Genomic DNA, 20,131 nt, shown 5'->3' with positions numbered 1-20,131 from the left:
CTCCATGTCCCGCTACGCCCCCGTCCCCTTTCCCCAGGTCAAGCTCGAAGGCCAGTTCTGGCGCGAGCGGCTCGACACCGTGCTCGACCGGACCGTGCCCAGCCAGCATCGCAAGCTGGCCGAATACGGCATTCTCGATTCCCTCAAGCTGCCCGATCCGCCCCCGCCCCTGCGGTTTCCGCGCCACCCGAACGGCTTTACCGTGCAGGTGTTCTGGGACAGCGACGTGGGCAAATGGATCGAGGCGGCAAGCTATGCCCTGGCGCATCGGCGCGACGCCGATATCGAGGCCAAGATCGAGGCAGCGATCGACGACCTCGAAAAGGCCCAGGCGCCGGACGGCTATCTCAATTGCTGGTATCTGGGCCGGGAGCCGGACAAGCGCTGGACCAATCTGCGCGACAACCACGAGATGTATAATGCCGGGCACCTGCTCGAGGGCGCCATCGCCTATTTCCAGGTGACCGGGCGGCGACGCTTTCTCGACGTGATGGAGCGCTATCTCGACCATATCTATGCGACCTTCGGCACTGGACCGGGCCAGCGCCCCGGCTATGACGGGCACGAGGAAATCGAGCTGGCGCTGATGAAGCTCTATTACCTCACCGGGATGCGCAAGCACCTCGACTTCGCCGCCTATCTCGTCAACGAACGCGGTCGCCAGCCCCATTACTTCGACTGGGAGCGCGAACGGCGCGAGGCCGGCGAAGCCAAACAGCGCTACGTCTTTGCCAATTACGAATATTCCCAGTCCCACAAGCCGGTGCGCGAACAGGACAAGGTGGTGGGGCATGCAGTGCGTGCCATGTATCTCTACACCGCCATGGCGGACCTGGCGGCCGAGCTCGACGACGCCGACCTGCAGCGCGCCTGCGAGGTGCTGTGGAAAGACGTGATGGACACCAAGATGTATGTGACGGCGGGGCTCGGCCCCTCGGCGCATAACGAGGGTTTTACGCACGATTTCGACCTGCCCAACCAGACGGCCTATGCCGAGACCTGTGCCTCGGTGGCGCTGATCTTCTGGGCGCAGCGCATGCTGCATCTGGGGCTCGACGGCCAATATGCCGACATTCTCGAACTGGCCATGTTCAACGGCGCCCTGTCGGGTCTCAGCCGCGATGGCGAGCATTATTTCTATGCCAATCCGCTCGAAAGCGACGGCACCCCGACCCGCTGGGACTGGCATACCTGCCCCTGCTGCACCATGAACGTGAGCCGGCTCGTGGCCTCTGTGGGCCAGTATTTCCTCTCCACGGCGGAGGATGGGGTGGCCTTTCACCTTTATGGCGGCATCGCCTCGCAGGTCGAGATCGCCGGCACGACAGTGGGGCTGCGGGAAGTGTCCAACTATCCCTGGTCGGGCGAAATCGCGATCCATGTCGATCCGCAGGAACCGGCGGCCTTTGCGGTGAAGCTGCGCATTCCGGGCTGGTGCGAGGGCGCCAGCGTCACTGTCAACGGCACTCCGATCGGGCTGGATATAATCGAAAACGGTTATGTCACGATCGATCGTCGATGGGCGGCAGGCGACGTGATCGGGCTCGACCTGCCGATGCCGCCGGAGCGTCTTTATGCCCATCCCGGGGTGATCATGGATGCAGGGCGCGTGGCGCTCAAGCGCGGCCCGCTGGTCTATTGTCTCGAGGAAGCGGATAATCCCGGCGGCCGGGTGCAGCGGCTCAAATTGCCGCGCAACGCGCCCCTGCAGCCGGAAATGCGCACCGATCTCTTCGACGGGGTCGTCACCCTCAGGGCGGATGCCACGGCAATCGAGGAAACCAGCTTTACCCAGCTCTATCGCACCAAGCCGCCAAAAGAAGCCCCCGCCACGCTCACGGCCATTCCCTATTTTCTCTGGGCCAACCGCGGACGCGGCTCTATGGTGGTCTGGGTGCCCGAGGCAACGGCCTAAGCCATACGCCGGGCCTGCCATGCGGGCCCGGCACACCAGCGCTACACCGCGCGCAGCGGCATCACGATCCGTTCAGTGCAAAATGGAAAATGGCGGAGAGAGAGGGATTCGAACCCTCGAGACGGTTCCCCGCCTACACACTTTCCAGGCGTGCGCCTTCGACCACTCGGCCATCTCTCCGCATCGCGCAATGCCGGGCTGGAAAAACCGGATCCGCACCCCGGAGGGCCGTTGCGAGCGAGGCGCAATATACCCATGATCGTTTCGGGCGCAAGGGATCACTTTGGTGATTGAGCGATTGTTTTTTAGGAATTCACCGGCCATCTTGGGCCCCGACGGCGCAAGGCCGTGATCCGGGCGGAGACGGCCCGGCATGGGGCGACGGGCACAGGGAATTTTCATGCGGCTTGTGCTGAGACTATTGGGCACCTGGCTTGTGGGGCTGGCGCTGGTTCTGCTCGTCGTCGACGGCACGCGCTCGCTGGCCGGCAATGCCATCGTCTTCACCAGTTTCGGGCAGGCCTGGTCGCAATTGCATGAGCCGAGCCTTGAGGCGGTGACGCGCTTTTTCGAAAGCCGGTTCTTTGCCGACCTGCTCGATCATGTGATGCAGGCCATCCTCTCCTATCCCGCCTTTGCCGTGCTGGCGGTGCCCGGGGTGATCCTGGCGCTGGCCGGGCGGCGCCCGCGCCGCGAACGCTTTCTGCGCCAGGAACAGATCTAGGGCGGGAGCCAGCAGGCCCCCTGACAAAATGGCGGCACCGTTCCTATATAAGGAGCCGAAAGGAGCACCTCATGTTCTTCCGCCAAAAACCCGCCACCCTGCCTTCCGCCGCCGACGCCCTGCCCGGGCGCGCCCAGGAAATGGCCGTGGCCAGCCAGCATTATGTCAATGGCGCCCCCCTCAAGAGCCCCTATCCGGACGGGGCCGAAATCATCTATCTGGGCCTGGGCTGCTTCTGGGGCGCTGAACGCCTGTTCTGGCAGATGCCGGGGGTGATCGTGACCGCCGTGGGCTACCAGGGCGGGCACACGCCCAATCCCAGCTACGAGGAAACCTGTTCGGGCATGACCGGCCATACCGAGGCGGTCAAGGTCGTCTATGACCCGAAGGTGACAAGCCTTGAGACCCTGCTCAAGACGTTCTGGGAGGAGCACGACCCCACCCAGGGCATGCGCCAGGGCAATGACGTGGGCACGCAATATCGCTCGGCCATCTATACGACCACGCCTGAACAGGCCGAGATCGTAGCCCGGAGCCGCGATGCCTATCAGGCGGCCTTGCGGGCACGGGGCCTCGGGCCGATCACCACCGAGATCGCCCCAGCCGGACCGTTCTACTACGCCGAGACCTATCACCAGCAATACCTGGCCAAGAATCCCAATGGCTATTGCGGTCTGGCGGGCACCGGCGTCAGCTGCCCGATCGGGCTGGGCGTTGCCGCCCAATAGTCTTGGCGCCTGCCCGGGACACTGCAACAATCAGGGCGTCGGCAGCGCTGCCGGCGCCCTTGCCGTATGGAGGCCCCGCCCCGATGCCGCCCCTGCCGATCATGCACCGCGCCGTGTTCGAACCCTTCGTGCTCAGCTTGAAGGGCGCGACATTGGTGCGGCAATGGCGCGACGATTCGGTGGCCAAGGTCGGCGGCAAGATTTTCTGCCTGCTCGATTGCGATCCGGGGGAAATCTGGCTCAAGGTATCGGACATGAGCTTTGCGCTGATGACGGAAATGGACGGTATTCGCCCGGCGCCCTATTTCGCGCGGGCCGGCTGGGTGGCCATTTCGCATTTCTCCCCGCTCACCGACGCCGAGATACGCGTCTATATCGGCGCCGCCCATGGTCTAGTCGCGCAAAAGCTCAGCCGCAAACAGCGTCAGGCGCTTGGCCTTGATGAACCGGCCGGCGACGCCGGTCAGGGCAGGATCGCATAAAGGTCGAGCGGGCCGGGACCTGGCACCTTGACGATCCAATCGGGAAGCGCGTCCGCCGCCATCATGGTGAGAAGCGTGCCTTCGACGCCCAGCCCCTCGCCACGCATCTCGGGCATGGCTTGACAGGTGACCACGAGGCCCAGGCCGCGTTGGCGGGCAATATCCCGGGCCGCGTCCGCTGGTCCATTGAAGAAACGGAACGTATCGAGAATGCCGCGCTCGTTGCGATGATAGGGCGCGGCGACCACCGCATGGGGCGTCTCGAGCAGGATATGGCCCCCCAGATCGATCGGCGCCATGATGCGCTCGGGTGGCAAGGCGCGCAAGTCGGCAAAGGCGGAGCCGGCGAGGCAAGCCCGACGACCGGACAGTGCCTCGGAAACCCTTTGCGCGCGCTCCTGGGGGAACAGCGACACCACGATGGCCGTGGCGAGCATGACGACCAGTCCCGACGCGCTGAGCCAGGCGCCGATGACGCCGAGCGCCCCTGACAGGCGCGGCCTTTCCAGATAGGCCCGGCGCGCAAAAAGGATGAGCCAGGCAGCGCCGGGAATGGCGGGGAGGATGGCCAGACGGGCGCCGCGCACCTGCGCCAGCATGATGCACGCAGTGGTGAGAATGAACACCAGCAGGATGAGCCATTCAAGACGCCGCCCACGCTCCTGCCGGAGTGCCAGCAGCGCCCCCGCCAGCCCGACCAGCACCGGCACGGCGGCGCCCATGGCAAAGGCAGGCACATCCTTGAGCGCTTCGGGCCAGGACTTAGCCTCGACGATGCCGGCGATCCAATGGTCGCGCAGCCAGGGATCGAGATCGGCATAGGGGCCGCCGAGGCACAGGGGGAACGCCGTGATGACGACAATGACGGCAAGCCCGGCGAGCCCTGCCAGCAGGGCAAACCGTTGCCAGACATGACGCGGCGCCGGCAGGCGGGACAGAGCGACATAGCCGCCACCGACGATCACCCCGGCAAGGACATAGACGACGGAAAGCCCGTCGCAGGCCGGCGCGAGCCAGGATGCGGGCGGCTGCGCCAATGCCAGGTGCAGGACAAGACCGAGTGCGAAGGCCAGCCCGAAGCGACCGAGATTGCCCCGGGCCTCGGCGGCAAAGGCGTAGGACAGACCGAAGGCAACGATGACGGCCAGGACGCCGGGCAGCGATTCGACGGCGATGGCCAGGGCGGTGGCCGCGACGAGCCCCGCTATCCAGGACCAGAAAGACCGGCGCAGGGAAAGGAGAGACGCGAGCAGCCCGGCCATGACCAGGACGATGACGACGTTGTGGTGATCCACCCGACCGGGCGCGAATTCGGCAAGGAATGCCGGCGCCAGAAGCGGCAGGACCAGCGCGGGCAGGAGACCGGGGCGCCCGAGCAGCGCCAGGCCTGTCCGGCCCGTGAGATAGAGGGCAAGGCCGAGCAGCAGGAAAGGCCAGACAGTGCCGGCAAATTGCAGAGCGCCCTGACGGCCCGCAAAGGGCTCGGACAGCAGGACCAGCCCGGCCAGCGGCAGATCGACCCAGCGTGACCAATGAATCTGGGTGCCGAAGGGGGTGTCGAGCCGATATTGCAGGTGATCGTACCAGGCTTGGCCGCCCAGAAAATCGCTGACAACGACCATGCGCATGGCATCGTCCGTATCAGCAAAGAAGGGGACGTCGGCGCCTCCGGAGAGGGCGCGCAGCAGCAATCCCCCGGCCGCCATGGCCCAGACCACGAGGAGGAGGAGCCAATCCCGTCCATGCAGAGACGTTTCGCGCTGTGGCATGGTGACGACCTTGAGCAGAGCTGGCCCCACCATGCCCGGCGCCGGTTAATGCAATATGGACCTGTCTTGCCGTTTCAGGGCGTCGGCTTGAGCCCCTGGCGCGGGCGGGGCGTCAGCCCATGCATGAACAAGTGCTCGAGATAGCGCGCCGCATCGTCGAAGCGCCCCTCACCATTGCGGTTGCGGCCAAGCACAGCGCGGACCTGGACATCGAAATCGGCGTAATGCTGAGTGGTGGCCCAGATGGAAAAGATCAGGTGGTAGGGATCGGTGCGGCTGAGCTTGCCCTGGTCCATCCAGGCGGTCAGCACCTTGGCTTTTTCATCGACCAGGCTCTTGAGGTCGACCTCGATCATATCGATGACATGTTCGGCGCCACGCAGCATTTCATTGGCAAAGAGCCGGCTTTCGCGCGGGAAGTCGCGGGCCATTTCGAGCTTGCGGCGGATATAGGACCGGATTTCGGTAAAGGGATCGCCCGTCTCGTCCATGTCGCGCAACGGCGCCAGCCAATTGTCGAGAAGCTCGGAAATCAGCCGGCGGTGGATCTCTTCCTTCTTGGGGAAATAGTAGAGCAGGTTGGGTTTGCTCATCCCCGCCACCTCGGCGATCTGGTCGATCGTGGCGCCGCGAAAGCCGTGCACGGAGAACACTTCGAGCGCCGCCTCGAGAATGATGTCCTGCTTTTCCTTTTGAATGCGGGTCAGCGGACGCGGCTTTGCCGGCGCGACGGAAGAGTCGGCGGATTTCACTTTTCGCGGTGCCATTTTCGCCTTGCGGGAATGTGTAGGGATGCTAACATTTTTCCAACTGGTCAAAATTTCTTGGGTTCGCGAGCGCGCGTCAAGGCCCAAACGGAAACCAGTCCAAACATTCGGGAGCGAGAGTTCGTGTCCACTTCATCCACCGTTGCGCCAAACGACCTCAGCGCCTTCTGGATGCCCTTTACGGCAAACCGGCAATTCAAGAAATCGCCGCGCATGTTCGTGGCCGCCAAGGACATGCATTATACCACCAGCGACGGCCGTCAGGTGCTGGACGGGACTGCGGGTCTCTGGTGCGTCAATGCCGGCCATGCCCGTCCCAGAATCGTCGAGGCCATCGCCAAACAGGCGGCCGAACTCGATTACGCGCCGGCTTTCCAGATGGGTCATCCCAAGGCATTCGAACTGGCCAACCGGCTGGTCGATCTGACGCCCGACGGGCTGGACCATGTGCTCTTCACCAATTCGGGCTCGGAATCGGTGGAGACCGCGCTCAAGGTGGCGCTGGCCTATCAGAAGGTGATCGGCCAGGGTTCGCGCACCCGGCTGATCGGGCGCGAGCGGGGCTATCACGGCGTCAATTTCGGCGGGATTTCGGTGGGTGGCATCGTAGCCAACCGCAAGATGTTCGGCACGCTGCTGACCGGCGTCGACCACATGCCCCATACGCACAATATCAAGCAGAATGCCTTTTCGCGCGGCGAGCCGGAGCATGGCGTCGATTTGGCCGACGAGCTCGAACGCATCGTCACCCTGCATGACGCCTCCACCATCGCCGCCGTCATCGTCGAGCCGGTGGCCGGCTCGACCGGCGTGCTGATCCCACCGCCGGGTTATCTCAAGCGCCTGCGCGACATCACCAAAAAGCACGGCATATTGCTGATTTTCGATGAGGTCATCACCGGTTATGGCCGGCTCGGCACGCCGTTCGGCGCCGATTATTTCGGCGTGACGCCCGATATCATGGTCACTGCCAAGGGCCTCACCAATGGCGTCATTCCGATGGGCGCGGTCATGGTCTCCAAGGAGATCCACGACGCCTTCATGACCGGGCCGGAACATCTGATCGAGTTCTTCCACGGCTATACCTATTCGGGCAATCCGGTGGCCTCGGCCGCCGGCCTTGCCACGCTCGAAACCTACAAGGAAGAAGGTCTGCTCTCGCGCGGGGCAGAATTGGCCAAGGCATGGGAAGACGGGCTTCATTCGCTCAAGGGCCTGCCCCATGTCATCGATATCCGCAATATCGGGCTCGTGGGGGCGATCGAATTGCAGCCGATCGAGGGGGCGCCGACCAAGCGCGCCTTCTCGGCCTTCCTCAAGGCCTATGAACAGGGCGTTCTGATCCGCACGACGGGCGACATCATCGCCCTCAGCCCACCGCTGATCATCAGCGAGAGCCAGATCGACCAGATCGTCTCGACCCTGGCCGGCATCCTCAAGACGCTTGAGTAAAATGGAACAAACATTCTATAGGTTCAAATATAGAATTTTTATTCCTGCCAAGGAGAGGATTGCCTGATGCAGATCATCGAGAATGCCATCGGCGGAAAGCGTTCCGTATCGTCATCGACGCGTCGCGTGCCGGTCTTCAACCCCGCAACGGGCGAACAAAGCGCAGAACTGCCGCTGTCCACACTGGCAGAGCTTGACCAGGCCGTGGCCAATGCCGTCAAGGCACAGGTCGCCTGGGGCGCCACCCCGCCGATGAAACGGGCGCGCGTCATGTTCAAGTTCAAGGCATTGCTCGACCAATATGCCGACGATCTGGCGCGCGAGATTTCCAAGGAACACGGCAAGGTGCACGACGATGCCCTGGGCGAAGTGGCGCGCGGCATCGACTGCGTGGATTTCGCCTGCGGCATTCCGCATCTGCTCAAGGGCGAATTCTCCCGCAATGTCGGGCCCAATATCGACTCCTATTCCGACCGCCAACCGCTGGGCGTGGTTGCGGGCATCACCCCGTTCAACTTCCCGGCCATGGTGCCGATGTGGATGTATCCGGCGGCCATTGCCTGCGGCAATGCCTTCATCCTCAAGCCTTCCGAGCGCGACCCGTCTGCGCCGATGCTGGCCTGGAACCTCTTCATGGAAGCCGGCCTTCCCGAAGGCATCCTGCAGGTCATCCACGGCGACAAGGAAATGGTCGACGGCATTCTCGACCATGCCGACATCAAGGCGGTCTCTTTCGTCGGCTCCACGCCGATCGCCGAGTATGTCTATCAGCGCGGCACCAAGGCCGGTAAGCGCGTCCAGGCGCTGGGCGGCGCCAAGAACCACATGATCATCATGCCGGACGCCGATCTCGATCAGGCTGCGGACGCATTGATGGGCGCCGGATACGGCTCGGCCGGCGAGCGCTGCATGGCGATCTCGGTGGCGGTGCCGGTGGGCCAGGAGACGGCCGATGCGCTGGTGGCAAAGCTCAAGCCCCGCGTCGAAAGCCTCAAGATCGGTCCTGCGACCGACAAGGACGCCGAAATGGGTCCTGTCGTCACCAAGATGCACCGCGACAAGATCGTGGGCTATATCGACAAGGGCGAAGAACAGGGCGCAAAGCTCGTGGTCGATGGCCGCGGCTTTACGCTTCAGGGCTACGAGAACGGCTATTATGTCGGCGGCACTTTGTTCGACAATGTCGAGCCGCATATGGACATCTACAAGGACGAGATTTTCGGGCCGGTCCTCTCGGTCGTGCGCCGCGACAGCTTCCAGGATGCAGTCGACCTGATCCATGGCCACGAATATGCCAATGGCACGGCGATCTTCACCCGCGACGGCGACGCCGCCCGTGAATTTGCCGACAAGATCGAAGTGGGCATGGTGGGCATCAACGTGCCGATCCCGGTACCGGTGGCCTATCACTCCTTCGGCGGCTGGAAGAGGAGCCTGTTCGGCGATCACTCCATCTACGGACCCGAGGGCGTGCATTTCTATACCCGCCTCAAAACCGTCACCACCCGCTGGCCCGCCGGCATCAAGGGCGGCGCGGAATTTTCCTTCCCGAGTGTGAAGTAGGAAACATGGTCAGCGTCGCTTTCAAATCGCTGACCGTCTTTTCTCACTCCTTGCGGAGCGGGCAATATCCGCTCCCTCTCTCTTCCTTCTGGCCCTGCCGCTCGCTGCACCGCGACGGCGGGGCTTTTTGTTTCGATCTATTTTACGAGCACGCAGCATGACCTCTCCCGGCGAAAACCTTCGGATCAATGGCGAACGGCTCTGGGAGAGCCTGATGGACATGGCCAAGATCGGGCCGGGCATTGCCGGGGGCAATAACCGGCAGACGCTGACCGACGAGGACAGGCAGGGCCGCGCGCTGTTCCAGCGCTGGTGCGAAGAGGCGGGCCTCACCATGGGTGTCGACAAGATGGGCACCATGTTCATGACCCGGCCCGGCAGCGACCCCGATGCGCTGCCCGTCTATATCGGCTCCCATCTCGATACCCAGCCCACGGGCGGCAAATATGATGGCGTGCTCGGTGTGCTGGCCGGCCTCGAAGTCGTGCGCTCGATGAATGATCTCGGCATCAAGACAAAACACCCCATCGTCGTCACCAACTGGACCAATGAGGAAGGCGCGCGTTTCGCCCCGGCCATGCTGGCCTCGGGCGTTTTTGCCGGTGTCATCCCCATCGACCACGCCTATGCGCGGCAGGACATGGACGGAAAGACGTTCGGCGAAGAACTGGAGCGCATTGGCTGGGTGGGCGACGAAGAGGTCGGCGCGCGGAAAATGCACGCCTATTTCGAATATCACATCGAGCAGGGGCCCATCCTCGAGGCCGAGGAAAAACAGATCGGCGTCGTCACCCATTGCCAGGGGCTGTGGTGGCTCGAATTCACCCTGACCGGCAAGGAGGCTCACACCGGCTCGACACCGATGACCATGCGCGTCAATGCGGGCCTTGCCATGTCGCGGATCATCGAGATGGTGCAGGAGGTGGCCATGGCGGCGCAGCCCGGCGCTGTCGGTGGCGTTGGCCAGGTCAAATTCACGCCCAATTCGCGCAATGTGCTGCCGGCCAAGGTTGTGTTCACCGTCGATATCCGCTCGCCTGATATCGACAAGCTCAACGGCATGCGGGCGACGATAGAAAAGCGCGCGGCCGAGATCTGCGCCGGAATCGGGGTCGGCTGCGCGGTCGAGGCGATCGGGCATTTCGATCCTGTGACGTTCGATCCGACGCTGGTGGGCCGGGTGCGCTCGGCGGCCGAAAAGCTGGGCTATAGCCATATGAACGTGATTTCGGGCGCCGGCCACGATGCCTGCTGGGCGGCAAAGGTAGCGCCGGCAACGATGATCATGTGCCCCTGTGTCGATGGGCTATCGCATAACGAGGCCGAGGAAATTTCGCCCGAATGGGCGGCGGCGGGATGTGACGTGCTGCTGCATGCAGTCTTGGAGACGGCGGAGATCGTGGACTAAACCGAAGAATTCGGACCCGTTCCGCGCTCAGGAGAAGGCGCGCGGACGGGCAGACTATAAGGACAGGGAACGAATTATGAGCACAGTCATCAAGGGCGGCACGGTTGTTACTGCCGATCTCAGCTATGAAGCCGATGTCAGGATCGAGGGCGATGTGATCGTCGAGATCGGGCAGAACCTTTCCGGCGACGAAGTGCTGGACGCAAGCGGCTGCTATGTCATGCCGGGGGGGATCGATCCGCATACCCATCTCGAAATGCCGTTCATGGGCACCTATTCGGCCGATGATTTCGAGAGCGGCACCCGGGCGGGGCTGGCGGGCGGAACCACCATGGTGGTGGATTTCTGCCTGCCCAATCCCGACCAGAGCCTGCTGGACGCGCTCAAGATGTGGGACAACAAGACCGGCAAGGCCTCAGCCGATTATTCCTTCCACATGGCCATCACCTGGTGGGGCGAACAGGTGTTCAACGAGATGGCCGAGGTGGTGGATCGGGGCATTACCAGTTTCAAGCATTTCATGGCCTATAAGGGCGCGCTGATGGTCAATGACGACGAGATGTTCGCGTCATTCCAGCGTTGCGCGGCACTGGGGGCCCTGCCCCTGGTCCACGCCGAAAACGGCGACGTCGTCGCGGCCATGACGGCAAAGCTGCTGGCCGAAGGCAATAATGGGCCCGAAGGCCACGCCTATTCGCGCCCGCCGGAAGTCGAGGGCGAAGCCACCAATCGCGCCATCATGATCGCCGACATGGCCGGCGTGCCGCTCTATGTGGTGCATACGAGCTGCGAACAGGCGCATGAGGCCATTCGCCGGGCGCGGCAGAAGGGCATGCGCGTCTATGGCGAGCCGCTAATCCAGCACCTGACGCTGGATGAAAGCGAATATTTCAATCCCGACTGGGACCATGCGGCACGCCGGGTGATGTCGCCGCCCTTCCGCAACAAGAGCCATCAGGATTCGCTCTGGGCCGGGCTGCAGGCAGGCTCGCTTTCCTGCGTGGCCACCGACCATTGCGCCTTCACCAGCGAACAGAAGCGCACCGGCATCGGCAATTTCGCCAAGATCCCCAATGGCACGGGCGGTCTCGAGGATCGGCTGCCGGTGCTCTGGACCGCGGGGGTCAATACCGGGCGGCTGACGCCCAATGAATTCGTGGCGGTGACCTCGACCAATATCGCCAAGATCCTCAATATGTACCCGAAGAAGGGAGCGGTGATGGTCGGTGCCGATGCCGATATCGTCGTGTGGGACCCCAAGCGCAGCCAGACCATCAGCGCCAAGAACCAGCAGTCGGTCATCGACTACAATGTGTTCGAAGGCTTCGAGGTCACCGGCCTGCCGCGCTTCGTGCTGAGCCGGGGCAAGGTGTCCATCGTCGAGAACGAGGTCAAGGCGGAGCCGGGACATGGCAAGTTCGTGGCGCGCGAGGCGAAAAACCCGGTGAACCGGGCGCTTAGCCAGTGGAAGGAAATCGTCGCGCCGCGCAAGGTGGAGCGCAGCGGCATTCCGGCGACAGGTGTTTAGCCGAAAGCCATGCTGATGAAAAAGGAGGCACATGCCGAAAAGGGCGGGATGAAAAGGGATAAAAATCCTGCATCTGCGGAGATCGGCATGGGTCTTGCAATGAACTTGCCAAAGGCAAGCGCGATCGGGATGGCGGGATGAAGACGCCCCGCCTCCTTTCGTGCAACGAGTTTTGAGGGGCCGAACTTTTGTCCGATACGTCGTCCAGTCATCCTGCGGCACTTGCACCGGGCGAGAGCGCCCCGGTCGTAGAGGCGCGCAATCTCGGCCTCACCTTTCCGACCGGCGACGGCGACGTTGTGGCTCTGAGCGACGTCAACCTCACCATCAACAAGGGCGACTTCGTTTCCTTCATCGGCCCCTCGGGCTGCGGCAAGACCACTTTCCTGCGCACGATTGCCGACCTCGAAAAACCGACATCAGGCACGCTGACCGTCAACGGCCAGACGGCAGAGAATGCGCGCAAGGATCGGGCCTATGGCTATGTGTTCCAGGCGGCGGCGCTTTATCCCTGGCGCACGATCGAAAAGAACGTCGCGCTGCCGCTCGAGATCATGGGCTATTCGAAGGCCCAGCAGGACGAGCGTATCAAGCGGACCATGGACCTCGTCAATCTCTCGGGCTTCGAGCAAAAATATCCCTGGCAATTGTCGGGGGGCATGCAGCAGCGCGCCTCCATAGCCCGGGCTCTTTCCTTCGATGCCGATCTCCTCCTGATGGACGAGCCGTTCGGGGCACTGGACGAAATCGTCCGCGACCATCTCAATTCCGAACTGCTCAAGCTCTGGGAGCGGACGCAAAAGACCATCTGCTTTGTCACCCACTCGATCCCCGAGGCGGTCTATCTATCCACCAAGATCGTGGTGATGTCGCCGCGCCCGGGGCGCGTGACCGACGTGATCGAGTCGCCACTTCCCCGGGAACGCCCGCTCGATATCCGCGAGACACCGGAATTTCTGGAGATCGCGGCGCGGGTGCGCGACGGGCTCAGAGCCGGGCATAGCTATGACGAGGGGATGGTTTGATGGGGGGCCTCACCTATCCCCCGTGCAGGGACCGGTGCGCATGACCCGCATCATCCCCGTTCTCACCGTTCTCGCTGCCATCGGCCTCTTCTGGTACGCCATGGCCGTGCATATGAATGCACCCTGGCAGAATACGCTCAATACCCGCGCGGGCCTTGAAAACGTGGCTTTGCTCGATTTCGCACAGCAGACCTGGGCGCAGGACAAGCCGGTCCTGCCGGCGCCGCATCAGGTGGCTACCGAAATCTGGAATGCCACGATCGGGCTGGAATTCACCTCGCGGCGTTCGCTGGCCTATCACGCCTGGATCACGCTCTCGGCGACGCTTTTGGGCTTTGCCTTGGGCACGGTTCTGGGCGTGGCCCTCGCCGTCGCCATCATCCACAACGATGCATCCGACCGCTCGCTGATGCCCTGGATCATCGCCAGCCAGACCATCCCCATTCTCGCCGTCGCCCCCATGGTGGTGGTGGGGCTGGGCGCGGTGGGACTGACCGGCCTCGTGCCCAAATCGCTGATCTCGATGTATCTGAGCTTTTTCCCGGTGGTGGTCGGCATGGTCAAGGGCCTGCGCTCTCCCGAAGGTATCCAGCTTGACCTGATGCGCACCTATGATGCCACGCCCTGGCAGACATTCTGGAAATTGCGCTGGCCTGCCGCCATTCCCTTCCTTTTTGCGTCGATGAAGGTGGGGATCGCCATTTCGCTGATCGGGGCGGTGGTGGCCGAACTCTCCAATGCTTCGGGCGGGGGGCTGGGCGTGCGGCTTCTGACCGGCTCCTATAATGGTCAGACGATCCAGATCTGGGCGGCGCTGTTCATCGCGGCCGGCCTTGCCGCCGTGCTGGTGGCGATTGTCGGCAGCACCGAGAAATGGGTCAACGGCCGGATGGGGGTGCGGGCATGAGGCTGTCCAATCTGCAACTCTATCTGCTGCTGGTCGGCGGGGGCGCCGCCATGCTGGGCCTTGCCCTCAGCCTTCCGACGCTCGGCAATGCGCCGCTCGTGCTCATCTTCTTTGTCCTGGCGACGCTCCCCCTGTTCCGGCTCGCCAAGCCGCTGAGCCTCTGGCTCGACGGGCTGATAGCAATCTTCGGAGCGGTGGCGCTGATTGCCTCCCTGCCACAGGGCGCGTCGATGCCGCTGCATCACTGGCTGGCGCTGTTCTCGGCCTGGGCCTTCGCCTGGCTGTTCGTCGAACGCCTGTCGGCGGCGATCCGCGCCGGCACATTGCCGGAAACCGGCACCAGCCTGATCATTCCCGTAATCTTCGGGCTGGCGCTGCTGGCGATGTGGGAAGTGGTGACACGAGGGGCGAACGTGCCGGCCGTGCTCTTGCCGCCGCCCTCGGCCATCGGAGCGCGCATGGCGGCCGAGACCGGCATCCTCTGGGCCGATTTCGTGCAGACCTTCATCCGGTCGGTCCTGCCCGGCTATGCCATCGGGTGCCTGGCGGGACTGGGCGTTGCGATCCTCGTCGACCGCTCGCCTTTCCTCAAGGCCGGGATCATGCCGATCGGCAATTTCATGTCGGCTCTGCCCATTATCGGCATCGCACCGATCATGGTGATGTGGTTCGGCTTCGACTGGCAATCGAAGGCGGCTGTCGTCGTGGCGATGACCTTCTTTCCCATGCTGGTCAACACCGTCGCCGGGCTCAATGCCGCCTCGGTGATGGAGCGCGACCTGATGCGCACCTATGCTGCGTCCTATTGGCAGACACTTTTCAAGCTACGCCTGCCCGCCGCGGGGCCGTTTATCTTCAACGCCCTCAAGATCAACTCGACTCTGGCCTTGATCGGCGCAATCGTAGCGGAATTCTTCGGGACGCCCGTCGTGGGAATGGGCTTCCGGATATCGACCGGGGTGGGGCGTCTCGCCATCGACCTGGTCTGGGCGGAGATCGCTGTTGCGGCGGTCGCGGGGTCCGCCTTCTACGGGGTGATCGCCCTCATCGAAAGGGGCGTCACCTTCTGGCATCCGTCCGTCCGTGGTGGACGGGCGTAACAGGGAAAAGGGAACGACAAATGAAGAAGATCATCACAGGGTTGATGGCCGGCGTGCTGGCGCTGTCCGCAGCCCCGGCCGCCATGGCGGCCGATGCGCTGACCCTGCAGCTCAAATGGGTCACGCAGGCGCAGTTTGCCGGCTATCTCGTCGCCGAGGCCAAGGGGTTCTACGACGAGGAAGACCTGGACATCACCATCCTGCCCGGCGGTCCGAACATTGCACCCGAACAGGTCATTGCCGGCGGCGGCGCCGACATCATCGTCACCTGGATGGCGGCGGGCATGGCGGCACGTGAATCGGGCGTGCCATTGGTCAATATCGCCCAACCCTTCAAGCGCAGCGGCCTGATGATGATCTGCCCGACCGAAACCGGCATCACGTCGGAAGCCGATTTCCCGGGTCACACGCTGGGCGTCTGGTTCTTCGGCAACGAATATCCGTTCTTTGCCTGGATGAACAAAATCGGCCTTGCCACCGATGGCTCGGAAGGCGGCGTTACGGTGTTGCAGCAAAGCTTTGACATCCAGCCGATGATCCAGGGCCAGGCGGACTGTATCTCGGTCATGACCTATAACGAATATGGCCAGGCGCTCGATGCCGGTTATGGCCCGGACAACCTCACCATCTTCAACTATACCGAAATGGGCAACGACCTGCTCGAAGACGGTCTCTACGTGATGGAAGACACCCTGTCCGATCCGGCCAAGGTGGACGCCTATACGCGCTTTGTCAGGGCCTCGATGAAGGGTTGGGCCTATGCGCTCGAAAACCCCGATGAAGCCGCTGAAATCGTGGTGGAGATGGACGAAACCGGCGCGGCCGAATTCGACCATCAGCGCTATATGGTAGAGGAAGTGTCCAAGCTGGTCGATGCCGAAGATCCGGCGCTCGACATGGCCACCTATGACCGCACGGTGCAGGCCCTGCTCGATCAGGAAATCATCACGGCGACCCCCGAAGGCGCCTATACGACGGCAGTCACCGACGGCCTCTAGAATTAGCCTGGGTTACACGCGCGCGGAGCGGGAAAGCAATTTCCCGCTCTTTTTGTATCGTCGTGCCGTATTTTTCAGCATCACTTATCCACCATTTCGCCGCATTCGGAACAAAAGCCGCTCCCTCGCCGTTGCAGGACCACTAGCGTCACAAAGAAGAGGGCTAATCATGAATTCCATCATCTATCTCGTCGGCCTCGTGGTCATCGTCATGGCCATCCTGTCGTTCATCGGCCTCGCTTGAGCGCCAACACCCAGGAGGGCAGACTATGAGTATTGAATCCCCCGGCATCGCCGTCGTGGAAACCGGCTCCACCACAGGGCGCGAATCCTCCAGCTATGTGGATTGGCCCGCCATCTTCGCCGGTATCGTCTTCGCCTCGGCCGTCTCGCTGGTCCTGATCAGCTTCGGCTCGGCCATCGGCCTGAACTTTGTCGGCTTCAACGCGCGTGAAGGGGCCCCGGCCTTCCTGATCGCCATCGGGGCCGCGTCGTGGTTTCTGTGGGTCCAGATCTCGAGCTTCATGGCCGGTGGCTACCTCGCCGGTCGCCTGCGTCGTCGTCACTTCGACGCCACGGAAGACGAGAGCGATATGCGCGACGGTGCGCACGGCCTGCTGGTCTGGGGCGGTGCACTGATCATCGGCGCCATCCTGGCGGTCGGTGGTGTCGGTGCCTTTGCCAATGCTGCCGGCAATGCGGTCGCCACCGCCACGGTTGCGGCGTCGAACACCGCCGAAGGCGCTGCCGACAATATCGATCCTAATGCCTACTTCATCGACACCCTCTTCCGTGGCAATACCGCACCGGATGCCGAGGGTTCGCGCGCTGAAGCCGGTCGGATCTTTGCCCAGGCTGCGCTCGGCGATGGTACGCTTGCCGCCGACGACCGCACCTATCTGGCCAATGTCGTTGCCGCCAATACGGGGCTGTCGCAGGAAGAAGCCCAGGCGCGCGTCGATCAGGTGGCAGCCAATGTCGAAGCGGCGCGCCAGCAGGCTATCGAGGCGGCCCGTGTTGCTCGCAACACCGCCATCATCGCCGCTTTCCTGCTTGCAGCATCTTCGCTGGTCGCAGCCATCGGCGCCTATTGGGCGGCTCAGAAGGGTGGCAATCACCGCGACAAGAACACCGCCTTCACCGACGTCTTCCGTCGCTTCTAACCTGGCAGAGAGAGGAGAAATACCATGTTCAAGGGTCTAGCGCTCTGGCTGCTCGGCGTGCCGATCTGGCTCATCATCATCATCTTCCTGGTCACCTGACCAGACAGGCGGGGCTCAGGCCCCGCCTTTTTCGATCTTGAAGCACCCTGTCAGCATCTGACGCAGTCATGGTCTTATCTCGTTGGGTCACAACCGGGAGATCAGGATGCGCTTCACCTCACTTTTTCCTTTGCTGCAAGTCGAGAACCTCGCCAGAAGTGCGGATTTCTACCGCCGTCATTTCGGGTTCGTGCCGGTGTTCGAAAGCGACTGGTACATGCACATGAAGGGCGATTGCGATCATCCGCATGAACTGGCCATCATCCATTACGACCACGACAGCATTCCCGAAATCGGCCGCGTGCCCAGCCGTGGGGTGATCCTGAGCTTTTATGTCGAGGACGCGGCGGCCGAGGCGGCGCGGATCGAGAAGGCGGGCATTCCTATCGTTCAGGCCCTGCGGGACGAGGTGTTCGGACAGCGGCATGTGATCGCCGCCGATCCCGACGGCATCCTCATCGACATCATCACGGCTATCGAACCCGACCCGGACTGGCTCAAGGCGCAGATGGGGTGATCTGGGGCCAAAGGGGGGGCGCATTGGAGTCAATTCTCTTGCCACCCCCTTCCGCCTCTGCCTGCATGCCGCTAGTCTGATGCACGTACATCTGGGAGGACGCGCGCATGTCTGACAAGCGCCTCGGTATCGGTTTCATCGGTACCGGCAATATTTCTTCGGCCTATCTCAAGGCCATTCTGGGCAAGGACGGCATGCCGGGCTTCCCGGTTCTCGACATCAAGGCCCTGTCCGACATGCGGCCCGAAGCGGCGACGGCACGTGCGCAGGAATTCGGCCTCCGCTCGCTGAGCGTGGACGAGATGCTGGCCGATCCCGAGATCGACCTGGTGATCAATCTCACCATTCCTCGCGCCCATGTCGATGTGGGCCTGAAATGCCTTGCCGCCGGCAAGCACGTCTATTCCGAAAAGCCGCTCGGCATCACCTTCGCCGAGGGCCGCAAGCTGCGCGACGCCGCCAATGCGGCAGGCCTGCGCATCGGATCGGCTCCGGACACGTTCCTGGGCGGCGCCCATCAGCAAGCCCGAGCCGTTCTCGACAGCGGGGTCCTTGGCCAATTGGTGGGGGGCACCGCCTATATGCAATGCCCGGGCCATGAAAGCTGGCACCCCGATCCGGCCTTTTACTATGATCTGGGCGGCGGCCCCATGCTCGACATGGGACCCTATTACATCACCGATCTGGTCAACCTTTTCGGGCCCGTGGCGAAGGTCTCGGCCATGTCGTCGCGCCTGCGGTCGGAACGCACCATCACCTCGGAGCCCAAAAAGGGCCAGGTCATGCCCGTGCATATCGATACGCATGTGACCGGCACGCTGGGCTTTGCCAATGGCGCGATCGTCCAGATCGCCATGAGCTTCGATGTGGCCGCGCACAAGCACGTGCCGCTCGAAATCTATGGCACCGAGCAGACGATGATCGTGCCCGATCCGAACCACTTTGGCGGTGCGGTCGAATTGCGGCCACGCGGGCGCGATGCGCAATGGCAGGACGTGACGATCGGGCAGCCTTATGCGGATGGCAATTTCCGTTCGCTCGGCGTGGCCGACATGGCCCTGGGCATTCTCGAAAACCGGCCGCATCGCGCCAATGGCGATCTGGCGCTGCATGTGCTTGAAGTGATGGAAGCCTTCGAGCATGCCGCGCGCGACGGCCGCATCGTCGACATCAAGACCCCTGTCGAGCGTCCGGCGCCGTTGTCGGAGAGCCTCACAAACGGCCGGCTGGCCTGATCCCCTCGGCCCCTTCCCGCCGGGAGGGGCCGTTTAATAAAGCCCCAGGCGCCCGGCGGCTTCCCCGTCGAAATAGAGGGTCACCTCGGCATCGAATTCGGGACGATACTCTGTGCCGTTGGCATATTGCCTTTGGGTGAGGGTGATGGTCTCGGCGGCCTCGTCATGGCCGCGATAGAGGTAATCGAAACATTCGGCGCTGCCGGACGTGTCGATGACGCCAGCAATCTCTACCTTGAGCGCCGCCAGTGCCCGGCCGGTAATGGCGGCTCCCGTCGCACGATCCTCGGCGCGCACACTGGGCACCCAGTCGTGGCCGATGTCGCAGATATAGCGTCCGTCGCGCAAGTTCCCCTTGCCGATAAAGCTGATGGTGACGGCGTCGTCCCAGGCATTGGACAATTCATAACTGACCGCGTCGCCGTCGATGGCGAGATAGATGTCCGACCAGGCGCAATTCCCCTCGCGCTGGTTATAGCACCAGCGTTCGGCACCCAGCATGAGCGTCGCCACATCCGCGATCGGCAAGAGCTTGCCGGGCTTGAAATGCCCGACGATCGCCCGGCTTTGCGCATCGAAGGCCCCGGCAGGCAGACTGGCGGCAAAAAGAACGGCAAAGGCAATTCCAGCACGGCGCATGTCATCCTCCCGCTCGATGCATCGATCCTAACGCCGGCAGCCACGTTTGCACCAGTGGCTTGACTTGCCATGACACACGAAACATATTGAGTTACGTATCTATGGTCACGGG

At 62.9% G+C, this 20,131-nt stretch carries 19 protein-coding genes and 1 tRNA gene; 16 read left to right on the top strand and 4 right to left on the bottom strand.

Annotation, left to right across the window (positions count from 1 at the left end; genetic code table 11):
• Nucleotides 1–4 precede the first annotated feature (4 nt).
• Nucleotides 5–1,915, top strand: a complete 1,911-nt coding sequence (locus VE26_RS15690) for a glycoside hydrolase family 127 protein (protein ID WP_046106054.1) — start codon at nucleotides 5–7, stop codon at nucleotides 1,913–1,915.
• A 90-nt stretch (nucleotides 1,916–2,005) separates the two neighbouring features.
• Here the strand turns inward: VE26_RS15690 and VE26_RS15685 are convergent.
• A tRNA-Ser gene (locus tag VE26_RS15685) sits at nucleotides 2,006–2,095 on the bottom strand.
• A gap of 220 nt (nucleotides 2,096–2,315) precedes the next feature.
• Here VE26_RS15685 and VE26_RS15680 point away from each other — a divergent pair.
• The 3 genes from VE26_RS15680 (at nucleotide 2,316) to VE26_RS15670 (ending at nucleotide 3,849) form a co-directional block, all read left to right on the top strand.
• Nucleotides 2,316–2,639 carry a hypothetical protein gene (locus tag VE26_RS15680; RefSeq protein WP_152658875.1) on the top strand — a complete coding sequence of 108 codons (324 nt, stop codon included), beginning with the start codon at nucleotides 2,316–2,318 and terminating at the stop codon, nucleotides 2,637–2,639.
• Between the two features lie 71 nt (nucleotides 2,640–2,710).
• Complete coding sequence (msrA, locus tag VE26_RS15675) at nucleotides 2,711–3,367, top strand: peptide-methionine (S)-S-oxide reductase MsrA (protein ID WP_046106052.1); 657 nt, start codon at nucleotides 2,711–2,713, stop codon at nucleotides 3,365–3,367.
• A gap of 83 nt (nucleotides 3,368–3,450) precedes the next feature.
• On the top strand, nucleotides 3,451–3,849 hold the full coding sequence (locus tag VE26_RS15670) for an MmcQ/YjbR family DNA-binding protein (RefSeq protein ID WP_052715960.1): 399 nt from the start codon (nucleotides 3,451–3,453) through the stop codon (nucleotides 3,847–3,849).
• Here VE26_RS15670 and VE26_RS15665 read toward each other — a convergent pair.
• Both VE26_RS15665 and VE26_RS15660 read right to left on the bottom strand, forming a co-directional pair.
• Nucleotides 3,831–5,651 (bottom strand): hypothetical protein, encoded by a 1,821-nt coding sequence (locus tag VE26_RS15665; protein ID WP_046106051.1) that lies wholly within the window; start codon nucleotides 5,649–5,651, stop codon nucleotides 3,831–3,833. The genes VE26_RS15670 and VE26_RS15665 overlap by 19 nt on opposite strands.
• A 41-nt stretch (nucleotides 5,652–5,692) precedes the next feature.
• Nucleotides 5,693–6,370: a TetR family transcriptional regulator C-terminal domain-containing protein gene (locus VE26_RS15660; RefSeq protein ID WP_244465715.1), complete on the bottom strand. Its 678-nt coding sequence runs from the start codon at nucleotides 6,368–6,370 to the stop codon at nucleotides 5,693–5,695.
• A 138-nt stretch (nucleotides 6,371–6,508) separates the two neighbouring features.
• Here VE26_RS15660 and aptA point away from each other — a divergent pair, with 138 nt between their 5' ends.
• The 12 genes from aptA (at nucleotide 6,509) to VE26_RS15605 (ending at nucleotide 19,380) form a co-directional block, all read left to right on the top strand.
• Nucleotides 6,509–7,837 carry an omega-aminotransferase AptA gene (gene aptA, locus VE26_RS15655; RefSeq protein WP_483088777.1) on the top strand — a complete coding sequence of 443 codons (1,329 nt, stop codon included), beginning with the start codon at nucleotides 6,509–6,511 and terminating at the stop codon, nucleotides 7,835–7,837.
• A 66-nt stretch (nucleotides 7,838–7,903) separates the two neighbouring features.
• Nucleotides 7,904–9,400, top strand: a complete 1,497-nt coding sequence (locus VE26_RS15650) for a CoA-acylating methylmalonate-semialdehyde dehydrogenase (RefSeq protein ID WP_046106048.1) — start codon at nucleotides 7,904–7,906, stop codon at nucleotides 9,398–9,400.
• 157 nt (nucleotides 9,401–9,557) lie between these two features.
• A complete protein-coding gene (locus VE26_RS15645; RefSeq protein WP_046106047.1) occupies nucleotides 9,558–10,808 on the top strand; it encodes a Zn-dependent hydrolase in 1,251 nt (416 codons plus the stop codon).
• 76 nt (nucleotides 10,809–10,884) lie between these two features.
• Entirely contained in the window at nucleotides 10,885–12,336 is a 1,452-nt protein-coding gene (gene hydA, locus VE26_RS15640) for a dihydropyrimidinase (protein WP_046106046.1), read from the top strand.
• Between the two features lie 9 nt (nucleotides 12,337–12,345).
• Complete coding sequence (locus VE26_RS18730) at nucleotides 12,346–12,477, top strand: hypothetical protein (protein ID WP_280136896.1); 132 nt, start codon at nucleotides 12,346–12,348, stop codon at nucleotides 12,475–12,477.
• Between the two features lie 47 nt (nucleotides 12,478–12,524).
• Nucleotides 12,525–13,361 (top strand): ABC transporter ATP-binding protein, encoded by an 837-nt coding sequence (locus tag VE26_RS15635; RefSeq protein WP_046106045.1) that lies wholly within the window; start codon nucleotides 12,525–12,527, stop codon nucleotides 13,359–13,361.
• A 40-nt stretch (nucleotides 13,362–13,401) separates the two neighbouring features.
• Nucleotides 13,402–14,268 (top strand): ABC transporter permease, encoded by an 867-nt coding sequence (locus VE26_RS15630; protein WP_046106044.1) that lies wholly within the window; start codon nucleotides 13,402–13,404, stop codon nucleotides 14,266–14,268.
• Nucleotides 14,265–15,368, top strand: a complete 1,104-nt coding sequence (locus tag VE26_RS15625) for an ABC transporter permease (RefSeq protein WP_046106043.1) — start codon at nucleotides 14,265–14,267, stop codon at nucleotides 15,366–15,368. The genes VE26_RS15630 and VE26_RS15625 overlap by 4 nt, the downstream gene beginning before the upstream one ends.
• A gap of 20 nt (nucleotides 15,369–15,388) precedes the next feature.
• Entirely contained in the window at nucleotides 15,389–16,366 is a 978-nt protein-coding gene (locus VE26_RS15620) for an ABC transporter substrate-binding protein (RefSeq protein ID WP_046106042.1), read from the top strand.
• A gap of 269 nt (nucleotides 16,367–16,635) precedes the next feature.
• Nucleotides 16,636–17,529 (top strand): hypothetical protein, encoded by an 894-nt coding sequence (locus VE26_RS15615; protein WP_046106041.1) that lies wholly within the window; start codon nucleotides 16,636–16,638, stop codon nucleotides 17,527–17,529.
• Nucleotides 17,530–17,734: 205 nt separating this feature from the next.
• On the top strand, nucleotides 17,735–18,145 hold the full coding sequence (locus VE26_RS15610) for a VOC family protein (protein WP_046106040.1): 411 nt from the start codon (nucleotides 17,735–17,737) through the stop codon (nucleotides 18,143–18,145).
• A gap of 107 nt (nucleotides 18,146–18,252) precedes the next feature.
• Nucleotides 18,253–19,380 (top strand): Gfo/Idh/MocA family protein, encoded by a 1,128-nt coding sequence (locus VE26_RS15605; RefSeq protein WP_046106039.1) that lies wholly within the window; start codon nucleotides 18,253–18,255, stop codon nucleotides 19,378–19,380.
• A 33-nt stretch (nucleotides 19,381–19,413) separates the two neighbouring features.
• Here the strand turns inward: VE26_RS15605 and VE26_RS15600 are convergent, their stop codons facing one another.
• Nucleotides 19,414–20,019 carry a hypothetical protein gene (locus tag VE26_RS15600; protein ID WP_046106038.1) on the bottom strand — a complete coding sequence of 202 codons (606 nt, stop codon included), beginning with the start codon at nucleotides 20,017–20,019 and terminating at the stop codon, nucleotides 19,414–19,416.
• Nucleotides 20,020–20,131 lie beyond the last annotated feature (112 nt).

This window comes from Devosia chinhatensis (assembly GCF_000969445.1).
GTDB classification, from domain to species: domain Bacteria; phylum Pseudomonadota; class Alphaproteobacteria; order Rhizobiales; family Devosiaceae; genus Devosia; species Devosia chinhatensis.
Note: the sequence above shows the minus strand (reverse complement) of the source record. Positions and strands in the feature narration are given on the sequence as shown.

Bases quoted from the DNA above. Each gene is read 5' to 3' on its own strand.
- hydA (WP_046106046.1), top strand. From the start codon at position 10,885: ATGAGCACAGTCATCAAGGGCGGCACGGTTGTTACTGCCGATCTCAGC.
- VE26_RS15680 (WP_152658875.1), top strand. From the start codon at position 2,316: ATGCGGCTTGTGCTGAGACTATTGGGCACCTGGCTTGTGGGGCTGGCG.
- VE26_RS15610 (WP_046106040.1), top strand. From the start codon at position 17,735: ATGCGCTTCACCTCACTTTTTCCTTTGCTGCAAGTCGAGAACCTCGCC.
- VE26_RS15620 (WP_046106042.1), top strand. From the start codon at position 15,389: ATGAAGAAGATCATCACAGGGTTGATGGCCGGCGTGCTGGCGCTGTCC.
- VE26_RS15665 (WP_046106051.1), bottom strand. From the start codon at position 5,651: ATGGTGGGGCCAGCTCTGCTCAAGGTCGTCACCATGCCACAGCGCGAA.
- msrA (WP_046106052.1), top strand. From the start codon at position 2,711: ATGTTCTTCCGCCAAAAACCCGCCACCCTGCCTTCCGCCGCCGACGCC.
- VE26_RS15625 (WP_046106043.1), top strand. From the start codon at position 14,265: ATGAGGCTGTCCAATCTGCAACTCTATCTGCTGCTGGTCGGCGGGGGC.
- VE26_RS15600 (WP_046106038.1), bottom strand. From the start codon at position 20,019: ATGCGCCGTGCTGGAATTGCCTTTGCCGTTCTTTTTGCCGCCAGTCTG.
- VE26_RS18730 (WP_280136896.1), top strand. From the start codon at position 12,346: ATGCTGATGAAAAAGGAGGCACATGCCGAAAAGGGCGGGATGAAAAGG.
- VE26_RS15650 (WP_046106048.1), top strand. From the start codon at position 7,904: ATGCAGATCATCGAGAATGCCATCGGCGGAAAGCGTTCCGTATCGTCA.
- VE26_RS15615 (WP_046106041.1), top strand. From the start codon at position 16,636: ATGAGTATTGAATCCCCCGGCATCGCCGTCGTGGAAACCGGCTCCACC.
- VE26_RS15630 (WP_046106044.1), top strand. From the start codon at position 13,402: ATGACCCGCATCATCCCCGTTCTCACCGTTCTCGCTGCCATCGGCCTC.
- VE26_RS15670 (WP_052715960.1), top strand. From the start codon at position 3,451: ATGCCGCCCCTGCCGATCATGCACCGCGCCGTGTTCGAACCCTTCGTG.
- VE26_RS15605 (WP_046106039.1), top strand. From the start codon at position 18,253: ATGTCTGACAAGCGCCTCGGTATCGGTTTCATCGGTACCGGCAATATT.
- VE26_RS15690 (WP_046106054.1), top strand. From the start codon at position 5: ATGTCCCGCTACGCCCCCGTCCCCTTTCCCCAGGTCAAGCTCGAAGGC.
- VE26_RS15645 (WP_046106047.1), top strand. From the start codon at position 9,558: ATGACCTCTCCCGGCGAAAACCTTCGGATCAATGGCGAACGGCTCTGG.